The 14,371-nt window shown below is 72.5% G+C and carries 12 protein-coding genes; 8 read left to right on the forward strand and 4 right to left on the reverse strand.

What is annotated here, in order from left to right:
• Window position 1: 1 nt before the first annotated feature.
• On the reverse strand, window positions 2-1,423 hold the full coding sequence (locus ACH427_RS29125; RefSeq protein ID WP_398874215.1) for an NAD(P)/FAD-dependent oxidoreductase: 1,422 nt from the start codon (window positions 1,421-1,423) through the stop codon (window positions 2-4).
• Between the two features lie 130 nt (window positions 1,424-1,553).
• On the opposite strand from ACH427_RS29125, the gene ACH427_RS29130 reads away from it, so the two are divergent.
• Together ACH427_RS29130 and ligD (ACH427_RS29135) are read left to right on the forward strand one after the other, a co-directional pair.
• Window positions 1,554-2,570, forward strand: a complete 1,017-nt coding sequence (locus ACH427_RS29130) for a PHP domain-containing protein (protein WP_398874217.1) — start codon at window positions 1,554-1,556, stop codon at window positions 2,568-2,570.
• Between the two features lie 56 nt (window positions 2,571-2,626).
• Complete coding sequence (gene ligD, locus ACH427_RS29135; protein WP_398874303.1) at window positions 2,627-3,580, forward strand: non-homologous end-joining DNA ligase; 954 nt, start codon at window positions 2,627-2,629, stop codon at window positions 3,578-3,580.
• Window positions 3,581-3,583: 3 nt separating this feature from the next.
• On the opposite strand, the gene ligD (ACH427_RS29140) is transcribed toward ligD (ACH427_RS29135), so the two are convergent.
• The gene (gene ligD, locus ACH427_RS29140) at window positions 3,584-4,486 is read right to left on the reverse strand and encodes a non-homologous end-joining DNA ligase (RefSeq protein ID WP_398874219.1); all 903 of its coding nucleotides are present in this window, start codon (window positions 4,484-4,486) and stop codon (window positions 3,584-3,586) included.
• A gap of 41 nt (window positions 4,487-4,527) precedes the next feature.
• Here ligD (ACH427_RS29140) and ACH427_RS29145 point away from each other — a divergent pair, with 41 nt between their 5' ends.
• Window positions 4,528-5,517 (forward strand): Ku protein, encoded by a 990-nt coding sequence (locus ACH427_RS29145; RefSeq protein WP_398874221.1) that lies wholly within the window; start codon window positions 4,528-4,530, stop codon window positions 5,515-5,517.
• A 15-nt stretch (window positions 5,518-5,532) separates the two neighbouring features.
• Here the strand turns inward: ACH427_RS29145 and ACH427_RS29150 are convergent, their stop codons facing one another.
• Window positions 5,533-8,250 (reverse strand): ATP-binding protein, encoded by a 2,718-nt coding sequence (locus ACH427_RS29150; protein WP_398874223.1) that lies wholly within the window; start codon window positions 8,248-8,250, stop codon window positions 5,533-5,535.
• Between the two features lie 410 nt (window positions 8,251-8,660).
• Here ACH427_RS29150 and ACH427_RS29155 point away from each other — a divergent pair, with 410 nt between their 5' ends.
• From ACH427_RS29155 to ACH427_RS29175, 5 genes are read left to right on the forward strand one after another with little or no spacing between them, the layout of a single operon-like run.
• Complete coding sequence (locus ACH427_RS29155) at window positions 8,661-10,190, forward strand: ATP-binding protein (RefSeq protein WP_398874225.1); 1,530 nt, start codon at window positions 8,661-8,663, stop codon at window positions 10,188-10,190.
• 25 nt (window positions 10,191-10,215) lie between these two features.
• Window positions 10,216-10,602, forward strand: a complete 387-nt coding sequence (locus ACH427_RS29160; RefSeq protein ID WP_390750684.1) for a roadblock/LC7 domain-containing protein — start codon at window positions 10,216-10,218, stop codon at window positions 10,600-10,602.
• A complete protein-coding gene (locus tag ACH427_RS29165; protein ID WP_398874227.1) occupies window positions 10,599-10,964 on the forward strand; it encodes a DUF742 domain-containing protein in 366 nt (121 codons plus the stop codon). Before ACH427_RS29160 ends, ACH427_RS29165 begins: the two co-directional genes overlap by 4 nt.
• The gene (locus ACH427_RS29170; protein WP_361534173.1) at window positions 10,945-11,583 is read left to right on the forward strand and encodes an ATP/GTP-binding protein; all 639 of its coding nucleotides are present in this window, start codon (window positions 10,945-10,947) and stop codon (window positions 11,581-11,583) included. The genes ACH427_RS29165 and ACH427_RS29170 overlap by 20 nt, the downstream gene beginning before the upstream one ends.
• A 38-nt stretch (window positions 11,584-11,621) precedes the next feature.
• Window positions 11,622-13,013, forward strand: a complete 1,392-nt coding sequence (locus ACH427_RS29175) for a cytochrome P450 (RefSeq protein WP_398874229.1) — start codon at window positions 11,622-11,624, stop codon at window positions 13,011-13,013.
• On the opposite strand, the gene ACH427_RS29180 is transcribed toward ACH427_RS29175, so the two are convergent.
• Window positions 12,905-14,086 carry a hypothetical protein gene (locus ACH427_RS29180; protein ID WP_398874231.1) on the reverse strand — a complete coding sequence of 394 codons (1,182 nt, stop codon included), beginning with the start codon at window positions 14,084-14,086 and terminating at the stop codon, window positions 12,905-12,907. The genes ACH427_RS29175 and ACH427_RS29180 overlap by 109 nt on opposite strands.
• Between the last annotated feature and the right edge of the window lie 285 nt (window positions 14,087-14,371).

A 14,371-nucleotide genomic window follows, 5' to 3' on the forward strand; every position in this document is an offset into this window, starting at 1 on the left:
CTCAGCGCGGCGCCAGCCCGCACAGCTCCAGCTCCGCCGGGGTGATCGAGGGCCCGGACTGCGCCCGGCCGCCGGGCCCGCGTGCCACCCCGAGCGCCACCGACGGCCTGACCAGGTGCGTCACGGGAGCGGAGAGCGTCATGACGTCCATCAGCGCGCGCAGCACCAGGGGGTCGCCGGTCGCCGCCCACATCATGCGCTGGGTGTAGCCGCGCAGCAGCCGGGCCGCCGCGGGCGGCCTCTTGCCGATCGCGCCGGGGTAGTTGATGTCCTCCCCGGTGGCCAGATCCCAGGCACCGCCCGTCACCCGGGCCACCGACCGCTGGATCCCCCGGGCCAGGCCCGGGGAGTCGAGGTCGGCCTCCCGCAGGGCGTCACGCAGCACGGCGGCGCTCTGGGCGGCCACGGACATGCCGTGCCCGTAGACCGGGTTGTACGTGGCGACGGCGTCCCCCAGCGCGACGAAGCCCTCGGGCCACGAGGGGAGGTTCTCGAAGAAGCGGCGCCGGTTGACGGTGCTGCGGGTGACGTGGACGTCCGTGAGGGGCTCGGCCCGGTCGATCAGATCGGCGATGAGCGGGTCGCGCAGGGCGCGGGTGAAGGGCTCGAAGTCCTCGGCGCTGCGCGAGGGTTCACCGCCGCGCGTGCCGGAGACGGTGACCAGCCAGCGGCCGTCCTCGACGGGCAGCATCGTCGCGCCCTGGCCGGGCCGCCGCGCGCGGGGGTCGGACTGGACGCTCACCACGGGGAAGCGCTCGGTGCCCGGCGGCGCCCGGAAGATCCGGGTGGCGTAGACCAGACCGGAGTCGACGGTCTCCTCATGGACGACCGGCAGCCCGAGGTCCGTCAGCCGCCGGGCGGCCTGGGAGCCCCGGCCCGAGGCGTCGACGACCAGGTCCGCGCCGAGCTCCCGCGCGGTGTGCTCCCCGGTGTCACGGACCCGCACGCCCGTGACCCGGCCGCTGTCGCCCAGCAGCGCCACCGCCTCCGTGCCGTCCCGCAGGACGACGCCGGGCAGGGCCAGCACCTGCTCGCGGACCACCAGGTCCAGCAGGTCACGGGTGCAGGCCAGGAGGAACTGCGTGCCCGGCAGCCGGGGGAACCACCCCCGCGGGCCCAGCACCACCAGCCCCGCCGTCAGCGCCATCCGCCGGGCGCCCGCCGCGAGCCAGCGCTCCAGCGTCCCGGGCAGCAGCGCGTCGACGGCCCGCGCCCCGCCGGACATCAGCAGGTGGGCGTGGCGGGCCTGCGGCAGGCCCTTGCGCGGGTGGGCGCCGTCGGGCATCCGGTCGCGGTCGACGATCACCACCTCGTCGACATGGCGGGCGAGGACGGACGCGGCCAGCATCCCGGCCATGCCCGCGCCGAGGACCACCGCGCGGCCGCCGGGACGGGGGACACTGCTGTTGTGGGAGGCACTCATGCCGGAACCCTCCCCTGGCGGGCCGGGCGTTACGCACGCACTCACCCGCCGACGCATGGGAGTGCGCACCGCTCCGCGATCCCGCACCGTGGGGACCGGAGGCGGCCGACGAGTCGAGGCGGTGGCAGTCATGGACCCGGTGGAGGCCCTGGACCGGATCGCGTTCCTGCTGGAGCGCGCGCAGGCGCCCACATATCGGGTGAGGGCCTTCCGTACGGCCTCCGAGGTGATCGAGTCGCTGCCCGCGGACGAGGTGCGGCGGCGGGCGGAGTCCGGCTCGCTGACCGAGGAGAAGGGCATCGGGCCGAAGACGGCCGCCGTGGTGGCCGAGGCGCTGAGCGGTGCCGTCCCCGGCTATCTGGCACGGCTGGAGGAGGAGGCCGCCGAGCCGCTGGCCGCGGGCGGCGAGAGCCTGCGGGCGCTGCTGCGGGGCGACTGCCACCTGCACTCGGACTGGTCGGACGGGGGCAGCCCGATCGAGGCCATGGCCCGCGCCGCGCGCTCGCTCGGGCACGAGTGGGCCGTCCTCACCGACCACTCCCCCCGCCTGACCATCGCCCGCGGGCTGTCATCCGAGCGGCTGCGCGCCCAGCTCCGCGTCGTGGCCGAGGTCAACGAGCGACTCGCCGCGGAGGGCGACGGGTTCCGGCTGCTCACGGGCATCGAGTGCGACATCCTCGACGACGGCTCGCTCGACCAGGAGCCGGGGCTGCTGGCGGAGCTGGACGTGGTGGTCGCCTCCGTCCACTCCAAGCTGCGCATGGACGCCGACAGCATGACCCGCCGGATGGTCGCGGCCGTCGCCAACCCGCTCGTCGACGTGCTGGGCCACTGCACCGGACGGCTGATCGGCCGCCGCCCGGAGTCGGACTTCGACGCGGCGATGGTCTTCGCCGCCTGTGCCCGCTTCGACACGGCCGTGGAGATCAACAGCCGCCCGGAGCGGCTGGATCCACCGCGCCGGCTCATCCGGCAGGCACGCGACGCGGGCGTGCTGTTCTCCGTCGACACCGACGCCCACGCCCCGGGCCAGCTGGACTGGCAGCTGTACGGGTGCGCGCGGGCGGAGGAGTGCGGTGTACCGCCGGAGCGGGTGGTGACGACGTGGCCGCTGGAGGAGCTGCTGTCCTGGACCCGGGCCCGGTGACCCTCCCCTTCCCGGCCGAGCTGCGCCCGCACCCGTTCACCACGATCATCGAAGACATGGGCGCCCCCATCCCCGCGATCCAGCCGATGCTCGCCACCTCCGCCCCGCTGCCGGCCGAGGGCGACGACGCCGACTGGGCCTTCGAGGTCAAGTGGGACGGCGTACGGTGCGTGGTCGAGGCGCCCGGCGACGGGAGCCTGCGGCTGGTCACGCGGGCCGGCAACGACGCGACCGTCACCTACCCCGAGCTGCGCGCGCTCGGCGAGCGGTTCCGGCGCCGGGCCGCGGTCCTCGACGGCGAGGTGGTGGTGCTGGGCGCCCAGGGGCAGCCGGACTTCGGGCTGTTGCAGCGCCGGATGGGCGTGCTGAACCCGCGCCGCGCGGCACAGCTGGCCATGGAGTACCCCGTCCATCTGATGCTGTTCGACGTCATGTTCCTGAACGGCCGCCCGCTGCTGGCCACCCCCTACCTCGACCGCCGGGCCACCCTCGCCGCGCTGGGCCTGGGCGGCCCGCACTGCTCGGTGCCCGCCCACATGGAGGGGCACGGGCGAAAAGCGTGGCAGGCCACCTTGAAGGCGGGCTACGAGGGCGTCGTCGCCAAGCGGCTGGCCTCTCCCTACACCCCGGGCGTCCGCTCACCCGAATGGCGCAAGACCAAGCACGTGAACACCGTCGACGTGATCATCGGCGGCTGGACGGAGGGCCGCGGCGCGCTCACCGGGCTGCCCGGCGCCGTCCTCGTCGGACTGGCCGAGCCGACCGGTCTGCGCTGCGTCGGCTCCGTGGGCTCCGGCCTGTCCGAGCGGGAGCGGCGGGAGCTCGCCCGCTATCTGGAGGTGCTCGCGCGGCCCGGCCCGCCCTTCGCGGGCCCGGTGGACGTACCGGCCGCGCACTGGGGCGAGCCCAAGCTCGTCGCCGAGATCACCTTCTCCGGCTGGACCCCCGCGGGCCACCTGCGGCACCCCGTCTGGCACCGGCTGCGCCCGGACCTGACCCGGCTGGGGTGACCGTCAGGGCAGCGCGGCGCGCGTGGCGTCGCCGGTGAGCGGGGCCAGCAGGTCCCCGTAGTCGGCGACGCGGTCCAGGACCTGCTCGGGGGTGAAGGCGAGTTCGCCCGGATCCCGGCAGGCCGCGACCTCGTCCCAGGTGACCGGGGCGGCCACGCCGGGCCGGTCGCGCAGCCGGACGGTGTAGGGCGCGGCGGTGGTCTTGGCGCTCGCGTTCTGCGACCAGTCGATGAGCACCTTGCCCCGGCGCTCCACGCGGGCCATGGAGACCACGACCAGCCCGGGGTGTTCGCCCATCATGCGGGCGGCCAGCTCCTTGGCGTAGGCGGAGACGGCGCGCCCTGACGCGGGCCGCAGTGGGGCGTAGAGGTGCAGGCCCTTGGAGCCGGAGACGACGGCGTGGGCGGTGAGGCCGTCGTCGTCGAGGAGCTGGCGCAGCCGCTGGGCGACACGGCAGCAGACGACCAGGTCGGTGCCCGGCCCGGGGTCGAGGTCGAGGACGAGGCGGTCGTGCGCGCCGGGCCCGGCGGCGGCCGTCCACTGGGGCACATGGAACTCGTACGCCCCGAGGTTGGCCATGGCGATCAGAGCGGCGGCGGAGTCGACGACGACCTGCTCGGTGACGCCTTCGCGGTGTTCCACCGGGACGAGCGGCACCCAGCCGGGCGCCCCGCCGGGCGGGTTCTTGGCGATCCAGGACTGGCCCTCCGGCCCCTCGGGCGCGCGGACGAAGGAGGCCGGGCGGCCGGCGGTGTGGGGCACCATCACCGCGGCGGCCTCGGCGTAGTAGCGCAGCACCTGGGCCTTGGTGTGCCCCGTGGCGGGGAAGAGGACGCGGTCGAGGTGGGTGAGGGAGAGCCGGTGTCCCTCGATCTCCACCGCCTGCCTCTCCGAAGATGCGGGCATAAGGTAGGAATTCCCCCCGGAGGGAAGAAACTATGCGAACCATGTGGAAGGGTGCAATCGGCTTCGGGCTGGTCTCGGTGCCCGTACGGCTCTACGCCGCGGTCCAGGAGCACGGCGTCAAGCTGCACCAGGTCCACGACGCGGACGGCGGGCGCATCCACCTGAAGCGGGTCTGCGACGCCTGCGGCGAGCAGGTCGACTACGAGCACATCGCCAAGGGCTTCGAGGACGACGAGGGCCACACCGCCGTCGTCACCCAGGACGAGCTGGCGGGGCTGCCGCTGCCCAGCAAGAAGCTCATCGACGTCCTGGCGTTCGTCGACGCGGGCCGCATCGACCCGCTCCAGCTGACGAGCTCCTACTACCTGGCCCCGGAGAGCGCCGCGGCGAACAAGCCGTATGTCCTGCTGCGCGAGACCCTCAAGCAGACCGACCGGGTCGCCGTGACCAAGATCGCGCTGCGCACCCGGGAGTCGCTGGCGCTGCTGCGGGTCCACGGCGAGCTGCTGACCCTCCACACGATGTACTGGCCCGATGAGATCCGCGACAGCGCGGGCCTGGCCCCGCCCGGCTCGGTGACCGTGCGGCCGCAGGAGCTGAAGATGGCCACGAGTCTGATGGACACGCTGTCCGAGGACTTCGACCTCGACGCGCTGGAGGACGAGTACGAGGTCGCCCTGGGCGAGCTCATCTCGGCCCATCTCTCCGACAGGCCCGCGCCGTCCAGGAAGGACACGACTCCGGCACCGGACAACGTCATCGACCTGATGGCGGCTCTGCAGGCGTCCATCGACACGGCCGCGAAGAAGCCCGCGGAGGAATCGGGGAAAGCCCGGCCCGCCCGGAAGGCGGCCCGGGCCCCGGCGAAGAAGGCGGGCGCGGAGAAGCGGACGACCGCCAAGAAGGCGGCATCCTCGGCGTCCTCTTCCCGGGCCGGTAGGACCACGGCGAAGAGCACCGCCTCCGCGGGCGCCACCGGCAAGGGAACAAAGAAGGCCGCGGCACGGAAGACCGGCCGCCGCGCCTCCTGACGCGCCCCCGCCGGGTCACCCCTGGGCTGTCACCGGCGACTCCACCTCCTCGGGAGCGACGGCCAGTTCGGTCTCGACGCGGACCGTCTCGATGAGGCCGTCCGCGCCGCACTTCTCGGCCAGGGCCAGCCCCTCACGGAACCGCTCGGCGGCCTTCTCGGCATGGCCCGCCCTGCGCAGCGCCACACCGTGGTCGACCAGCGCGGCCGCGAACTCGTAGGCGCAGGGCGACCTGCGGAGGTGGGTCACGGCCTGGTCGAGCTTGGCCAGCGCCTCGGCCGGCTCGCACACCGAGGCCGACCGGCGCAGCGCCTCGCCGACGGCGGTGTCGGTGCCGAACCGGGCGGCGTGCCGCACCGCTTGCCCGGCGAGCGACCGGGCGCGCTCGGGGTCCTCGGGCGCGACCGCGTCGGCCAGGTCGAAGGCCCACGGCGCCCAGAGGGTGTGGTGCCTGCCGCGCTCCTCCAGCCTGCGGCCCGCCGCCTCCAGTTCGGCGATGGCCTCCTTGGTGCGCCCGCGGGCGAGCAGGAGCCGACCGGCCAGACAGGCGGCGTCCGGAATGACGATCGCCGGTGAGTAGGGCGCGCGGAAGCCGTTCTCCTCGGCGACCACCTGCGCGGCTTCGACCTGGCCGCGGGCCAGCAGCGTGTCGATCAGCAGGCAGGTGCCGTCCCACTGGATGGGCAGGTCGGGACCGAGGCGGTTGGCCAGCCTGAGCCCGTTGCGGATCAGCTTCTCGGCCTCCACCAGCTCACCGCGGCGCCGGTGTGCCAGGCCCAGGAAGTGGTGGGCGAACGCGAGATGGGCACCACGCCAGCCGGAGAGCTCGAAGTCGTGCACGGCCTCGCTGAAGAGCTCCTCCGCCTGGTCGAGCCGGTCGGCGTAGGCGTAGGTGATGCCGATCATGCTGGGGAGCTCGAAGCCCCACTGGCTGTTCGTCCAGTCCAGGCCCTTGGGCAGCCGCCCGTCCACCATGATGCGGTCGAGGAGTTCGACGATCTGGACGGCGTCCTCGCTGCGGATCATGCCGTCGAAGGCGCGCAGCGCGAGCAGCGCGCGCTCGGAGTTGTCCCGGCCGGTGAGGTGGTCGGCGAGCTCGGCGATCCGCCGCGACCGGTCCTGGGAGTCCCGCTCCTCGACCTGGATGCCCTGCCACAGATAGTGCGCGGCCTGGAGCCGCATCCTGCCCGGCCCCGGCGGGGTGTGCTCGGCCTGGGCGGCGACGACTTGCGCCGCCTCCTGGAGCTGGTTGTTGTGGGCGTACGCCTGGGAGAGCCGGAAGGTGGCGTCGACCCGCAGCTCATCGGTGAGGTGCGGCAGGGCGAGCGCCGTCCTGAGGTGGTTGACGGTGGTGGGCGGCGACGTCAGCAGGGTGGCGCAGCCCAGTTCGTACAGCAGCGAGGCCCGCTCCTCCTCGGGCGGGGGCTCGTGCAGCGCGCGCTCCAGACAGCGGCGGGCCGCGTCGGGGGCGCCGACGGCGAGGTGCTCGCGGGCCGCCACCCGCAGCTGTGCGACCAGCTCGGCGTCGTCGTCGGGGTGGACCTCCAGCAGGTGGCGGGAGGCGGCGGCCGCGCCCTGTCCGGCGTCGGTGACCGCCCAGGCCGCCTGGCCGTGCATCGCCGTGCGGGTGGCCGCCGGGATCGCCCGGTAGAAAGCGGTGGCGATCAGCGGGTGGACGAACTCCAGGCGGTCGGTGCCGTTGAGGATACGGGCCTTGCGCAGCTTGTCCGCGCACTCGTCGGCCTGCGCGGGACCCATGGCGGCGAGGTTCGCCGCCATGGTCGGCGAGATCTCGGTGCCGAGGACGGCCGCGGCGAAGGCGAACCGCAGGACCGGGGCGCCGAGCTGCTCGACGGCGGTCACCAGGCCGCTGCCCCGGGTCTCCGCGCCGAGGTCGCGCAGGAGGGAGGCGGACTCCTCGATCGGTTTCAGCTCGCGGTCACGGGACTTGGCGATCAGCTCGACGGCCTCGTAGGGATTGCCGCCGGTGACCGCCCAGACCTCACGGCAGAACGGGGCGTCGGCCTTGTCGCCGTAGGCCCCGTGCACCAGCCGGGCGACGGCGTCGGGCGTCAGGGCCCGCAGCTCGACGGGCCGGGAGGAGCGGCCCTCGACCATGTCGCGGAACGCCGGTGTGTGCTCGGGCAGTTCGGCCGGGCGGTAGGCGATGACCGCGAGCATCGGCGTCTCGCGCAGCCGCGCGGCGAAGGAGGTCAGCCAGGCCAGCGACTCGGCGTCGGCCCAGTGCGCGTCGTCGATGACGAGGAGCACCGGCTCGTGGATGGCGGCGAGTTGGGTGATGAGCCAGTCGAGTCCGTCGCGGACGCCCTGGGGGTCCTGCGGCCCGATCGGCGGGGCGATGCCGAGCGCCGGGCCGGCGATGTCGTACCAGCCGCTGAGCAGTTCCTTGCGCGCGTCCGACGACATACCGGCGAGGAGCGGCTGGACCAGCTGCCGCACGACGTTGAACGGGACGGACCGCGCGGACTCGCTGCCGCGGGCGAAGAGCACGGTGCACTGACAGCTCTCCGTGGCGTACCGCCGGACCTCGGTCAGCAAGGCCGTTTTACCGAGGCCCGCTTCGCCGCTGTAGAGCAGCAGGCCACCGAGCCGGGTCCTCCCTTCTTCGGCGTGCCCGCACAAGCGGTGCACGGCCTGTACCGCGGTCTTGAGCTCGAGCTCACGCTCGAACAGGGCGGCGGATGCGTTCTGTTCACGCTGAGGCCCTGACATGGCGTTGTCTCCCCGGAGGATGTGGTGGAGCGAGCCTAACCCCGTCCGCGGGACCAGGGGCAGCGTTCGACAGAGGCACCACTCGGGAGCGTGACCTTCAGGCCGGGGCCGGAACCGGCCGGAAGGCGATGTCCGAAACCGATCGAAATCTTATTCAGGTAATTCGGAAGCGCTTTCGGAATTCACCTGGCGGGGCATTATGCAGGCTTTCGAATTCCCTCGTCAGGCCAATCAGCGAATATGACAACTTCACGCCGGAGCGCCGCGCGACAGGCTACGCTCCAGACGCGCAACGGGTCGTGACGACCACGACACGCTGCGGACAAGTGCTGTGCTGCCGCCGTTCTCACAGGTCATGGAGAACGCTGCGCTCCGGCACCCACGCCTTCCGATAAGTTCCGAGGATCTCGATGGTTGGTACCGGTTCGTCTGTTCAACGGCGGCCCGTCTCCGCGCTGATATGGCTGATCTCCCCATTGGTGCTGGCGGTATGCACGGGAGCGGCGGTTTTCGCCGTGACGCCGGATGCCCGCGCACCGGTGGCCTGGTGCGGATCCGTCGCCACGGTGGCGGTGGCGCTGGCCGCCTCGGAGGCCGCCCGGCGGGGACGGGTGATCGCCGCGCTGCGCCGCCGGTGCTCCGAGCAGGAGGCCACGCTCCGCCACCAGCTCGACGAACACGAGGCGGAGACACGGCGGTTGGCCAAGGAGCTGCTGCCCAAGGCGATCCGCCTGCTCCAGCGGGGCGAGCCGACCGAGGTCGTCCTGCGCCACACCCTGCCGGCCCACGACCTGGAGCCGGGGTACGCGGCCGCGCACCGCTCGGTGCTCAAGTCCGTGATCGAGGCGGTGCAGGCGGAGGAGGGGCTGCGTGACTCCGCGCAGCGCGCCTTCGTCAACATCGCCCGCCGGGTGCAGGCCATCGTGCACCAACAGGCGTACGACATCCGGGAGATGGAGCACAAGCACGGCAACGACCCCGACGTCTTCGGCGATCTGCTCCACCTCGACCACGGCAACGCCCTGACCGGCAGGCTCGCGGACAGCATCGCGGTGCTGGGCGGCTCCCGCCCCGGCCGCCAGTGGAAGAACGAGATCCCCCTCTACAACGTGCTGCGCGGCGCGATGTCGCGGATCCTGGAGTACCGGCGGGTCGACCTGCACTCGGTGGCGGACGTCGCCGTGGTCGGGGCCGCCGTCGAGCCCGTGATCCACGCGCTGGCCGAGCTGCTGGACAACGCCACCCGCTACTCACCCCCGCAGACCCGGGTGCACCTCACCGCCGTCGACATCCAGTCCGGCATCGCGGTGGAGATCGAGGACGCCGGCGTCGGCCTCACCGACGAGGCCCGCCGCCGCACCGACCGGGTGCTCAACCGCGAGGGCGCCCTGGACCTGGACGACCTCGGCGAGGCGCCGCGGCTGGGTCTGGCGGTGGTCAGCAGGCTCGCCCGCGACTACAACTTCCTGGTGTCGCTGCGGCCCTCCGCCTATGGCGGCGTGCGCGCGGTGCTGGTCATCCCCATGGACCTGATCACCGCGAGCAAGCACCCCGGCGGCGACATCGCGCGCGCGCCCAAGCTTCCTCCCTTCAAGTCCAAGCGGCGGCCCGGCCAGAAGATCCCCGCGCCCGGCCCCGAGGCACCGCCGCCGATGATGGAGCACCTCGTGCCCCCGCCGCTCGGGGACAGCGGGCTGCCCCAGCGCCGTCGGCGCCGCGGCCCCGCGCCGCTCCCCTTCGGCCGGGCGGCGGCCGCCCAGCGGGAGAGGGAGCGGGAGCGGGCCGAGACCGCGCGGCCGGTCCGGCAGGCCGACCCGGAGGAACCCCCCAAGCAGCCCGGCATGTGGCTGGGCGCGTTCACCAGAGGACTCAACGGGGAGACCCCGGAGCCGGACGCCACCCGGCCGGACAGTGACACCCCGTCAGACAAGGAAGAGTAGCCAAGTGACGCAGCCGCGGTTCAACATGGACTGGATGCTCAAGGACCTGGCAACCAGTGTTCCGCAGACCCGCCACGTGATCGTGCTGTCCTCGGACGGCCTGCGCATGGCCCAGCACGGCACGGATCCGGATGCCGCGGACCGCCTGGCCGCCGCCTGTGCCGGTCTGCAGAGTCTCTCGACGGCCATCGCCGCGGAATTCCCGCACGGGGACGGGCAGATGCGCCTGGTCGTCATCGAGGTCGACGGCGGATTCTTCTATCTGATGGCCGCCGGGGCCGGAGCCTTCCTGGCGGTGCTGGCCGACGACGACGTCGACGCCGAACTGATGGGCATGCGGATGCGGGACCTGGTGGCCCGCATCGGCTCGCACCTCACCAGCCCGCCGCGGGTCAGTGGGTCCATGACATGACCGGCGCCGGACCCGACCCCGCGACGGCGCCAGGCAGTCCGGACCGGCTGTACATCCTCACTGGCGGTCAGACGCGCGCGGAGAAGAAGGCGGAGCTCGATCTGGTGACGCTGATCGTGTCCCGGACGGAGACCGACCCGGGGCTCCAGCCCGAGCACGCCGCCATTGTCAGGATGTGCGACTACCCCCTGTCGGTCGCCGAGATATCGGCCTATCTGGAGCTGCCCGTCAGCACGCTGACGCTGCTGCTCACGGAGCTGCTGGCCGGCAGCCAGGTGGAGGCCCGGCCGCCGGTGCCGGCGGCCGCGCTGCCCGACGTCCAACTTCTGGAGGCGGTGATGAATGGACTGCAAAGGCTCTGACGCCCGCGGCTCCGACACCCACGCGGGGCCACGCAGCGAGGACGTCCTGCCGGCCTCGGCCACCGCGGCCGTCAAGGTCGTCATCGTCGGCGGGTTCGGGGTCGGCAAGACGACCCTGGTGGGGGCGGTCAGCGAGATCCGTCCGCTGACCACCGAGGAGACGATGACCCAGGCCGGGGTCGGCGTCGACGACCTCGCCGGCATCGAGCACAAGACCGAGACCACCGTGGCCATGGACTTCGGCCGGATCAGCATCAACGAGCAGCTGGTGCTGTATCTGTTCGGCACCCCCGGCCAGGAGCGCTTCTGGTTCCTGTGGAACGGCCTCTTCGAGGGGGCCCTCGGCGCGGTGGTGCTGCTCGACACCCGGCGGCTGGAGGTCAGTTATGACGTGATCGGCCGACTGGAGGAGCGCGGCGTGCCGTTCGTCGTCGGCGTCAACCGCTTCCCCGAGGCCCCCACCTACCCCATGACCCAGCTGCGGGCCGCGATGGACCTCGACGAGTCCGTGCCCATGGTCGAGTGCGACGCCCGGGACCGGGCATCCTGCCGCGACACCCTGCTCACCCTCATGCGCTATCTCTACACCCTCACGACCGTCTCCCCGGAGCCCCAGTGAACCTCCCCCCAGAACACTCCCGCGCCGACGCTGCCGTCGTGCCTCCTCCCCAGTGCCCGGCGGCCCACGGCCCGGGCGGCGTCACGCGGCTCTACGGGCCGGAGGCCGAGAGCAACCCCATGGGGCTGTACGAGCGGCTCCGCAAGGAGCACGGCCAGGTGGCGCCCGTCCTGCTGCACGGCGACCTCCCCGCCTGGCTGGTCCTCGGCTACCGCGAGAACCTGGACGTGGCCCGCACCCCCTCACGGTTCTCCCGCGACGCCCGGCTCTGGCGGGAGTCGCGGGAGGGCCGGCTCACCCCCGAGCACCCGCTGGCGCCGATCGCCACCTGGCAGCCGATCTGCGTCTTCGCCGACGGCCAGCAGCACGAGCGCTGGCGCGGCGCGGTCAACGACAGCATCGCGCGCTTCGACAAGCGCGGGATCCGGCGGTATGTCACGCGCTTCTCCAACGAGCTGGTGGACCGATTCTGCCGGTCGGGCCGCACGGACCTGGTGCATCAGTTCGCCGAGCAGCTGCCGATGATGGCGATGACGCAGCTGCTCGGCATGCCCGAGGCGTACAGCCCGGAACTGGTCAATGCCGCCCGGGACATGATCAAGGGCACCGAGACGGCGGTCTCCAGCAACGAGTTCGTACTGGAGACGCTCCGCAAGCTCGTGGCCCGCAAGCACGTGGAACCGGGGGCCGACTTCACCAGCTGGCTGCTGGAACACCCCTCGGGGCTGACCGACGACGAGGTGATGCAGCATCTGCGGCTGGTGCTGATCGCGGCGTACGAGACCACGGCGAACCTCATCGCCAACACGCTGAAGATGGTGCTCACCGACGTCCGCTTCCGGGCCTCGCTCGCGGGCGGTCACATGACGCTGCCGGACGCGGTCGAGCAGGTGCTGTGGGACGAGCCGCCGTTCATCACCATCCTCGGCCGCTGGGCCACCCAGGACACCGAGCTGGCCGGGCAGCACATCAAGCAGGGGGACGCCCTGGTGCTGGGGCTGGCCGCCGCCAACATGGACACGGTGGTCCGCCCCGACCCGGACGCCCCCATCCACGGCAACCGCTCGCACCTGGCCTTCAGCGGGGGCCAGCACGAGTGCCCGGGCCAGGACGTGGGCCGGGCGATCGCCGACACGGGCATCGACGCCCTGCTCCTGCGGCTGCCCGACCTCACGCTGGCGGTGGAGGAGTCCGAGCTGAGGTATTCCTCCGCGCTGATGTCCCGTCATCTGCTGGAGCTGCCGGTCAAGTTCACGCCCCGCGCTCCGGCCCCGCCGGAGGACGCACGGGACGCCGGTCCGGCGGAGCCGGACCGGGTCGCTCAGCCGGTGCAACCGGTGGCCACGCCCGCTCCCCCGGCCCACGCCCCGGCGCCGCGGGGGTCGTGGTCGTGGTGGCGGTCGCTGCGGAGCTGGCTGCGGCGCGGATAGGGGTCGGTCTCCAGCTGCTCCCACCACCAGGCGATGGAGGGGATGGGCAGCGGTGCCAGGCTGTCGTCCGAGGGTGCGGACTTCCACCACCGGGCGACGGCCGCGCCGTACGGGTCGGCGTAGCGGGCGCACTCCGAGGCCCAGTCGAGATGGCCCCGGATGAAGTGCGCCAACGCCACCAGATAGCACCGCAGCTCGACCCCGGCCCGCGGCCAGAGCTGATCGCGTAACCGCAGGAAGAGGGTCATGACGCGATCGCGCATCGCCATGGCCTCGTCCTGGGCGCGGGCGGGCTCGCAGTCCCGCTCCTGGGCGAGGACGTCGATCAGGTTGAGGTTGTCACCGGCCCGCTGGATCTCCTTGTTCCGTGAGTAGAAGTCGTTGTCCCAGGCCACGAGGGTCCAGGTCATCTCGGTGAGGGCCCGGACCTCGGGCCGGTCGAGGTCGTGGTCGTTGAGGTCGTAGCCGCCCGCGACGTCCATGAGGGCCGTGGACGGGGCCATCCCGATCGCGCGCATCCACATCGCGGCGTAGTCGCTGAGGGACGGCAGCGCCCGATCGCGGCGGCAGGCCGCCTCCCACACCAGTCCGGACAGATAGGTGCGCATGCCCTCGGTCCAGCGCCGTAGTTGGCGGGAGCTGGCGTGCTCGACCAGCTCCGTGCGGATGGCGCGAAGTGCGGCCGCGTGGGGCGTGTCATCCGGCCACTGCGGCGTGGGTGCCTCCAGGACGCGCATGATGCGCGAGGTCACATGGGCCAGGCCGTGAGCCGTGGCACCCGCCTCGTCGCAGACCGCGTCGTCCAGGGAGAAGAGCACCGAGTGCAGCTTCGCGACCACACCCAGCGGGCCGGCCTGGCCGTAGGGCATGGTCCTGGCGGTCAGGCCGCCGAAGTCGCACCGGACGAGACGCTGCCGTTGATGAGGCGAGGTGTCGAGCTCCCGTTCGAGCATCCAGTCCACCGAGGCGGCGTCGATCTCCCGGAGGCGGGGATGCGCGGCAGGCGGTATCGGGCAGTAGAAGGGCATGCTCTCCAATGGCTGTACTGCGATGCGTTCTCGCACGCCTGTCACGCCGCCTCCCCGGGCCGACCCACAGCGTTGTCCACTTTTGCGCGGTTACCTGCCCATGGTGGACCACGGATAACCCGCTGCACATACCCACTCACACCTTTCCAGCGTGAGACACAAGGTCCACATTGGACCGTTTTTGATCGAATCAAGCCAAAGGCATTTTCCGGGTGGGTAGGAACGGTTGAATATTGCGCGCCGTTGTCGGGGTTTTTTCCTGAGCGGCCTGCACTGTTCGAAGATCCCCGGGATGGCCGGAACTCGCGCACGCGTGGGACGGACGAACGA

It is taken from the genome of Streptomyces sp. NPDC020379 (assembly GCF_044387105.1).
GTDB lineage: Bacteria > Actinomycetota > Actinomycetes > Streptomycetales > Streptomycetaceae > Streptomyces.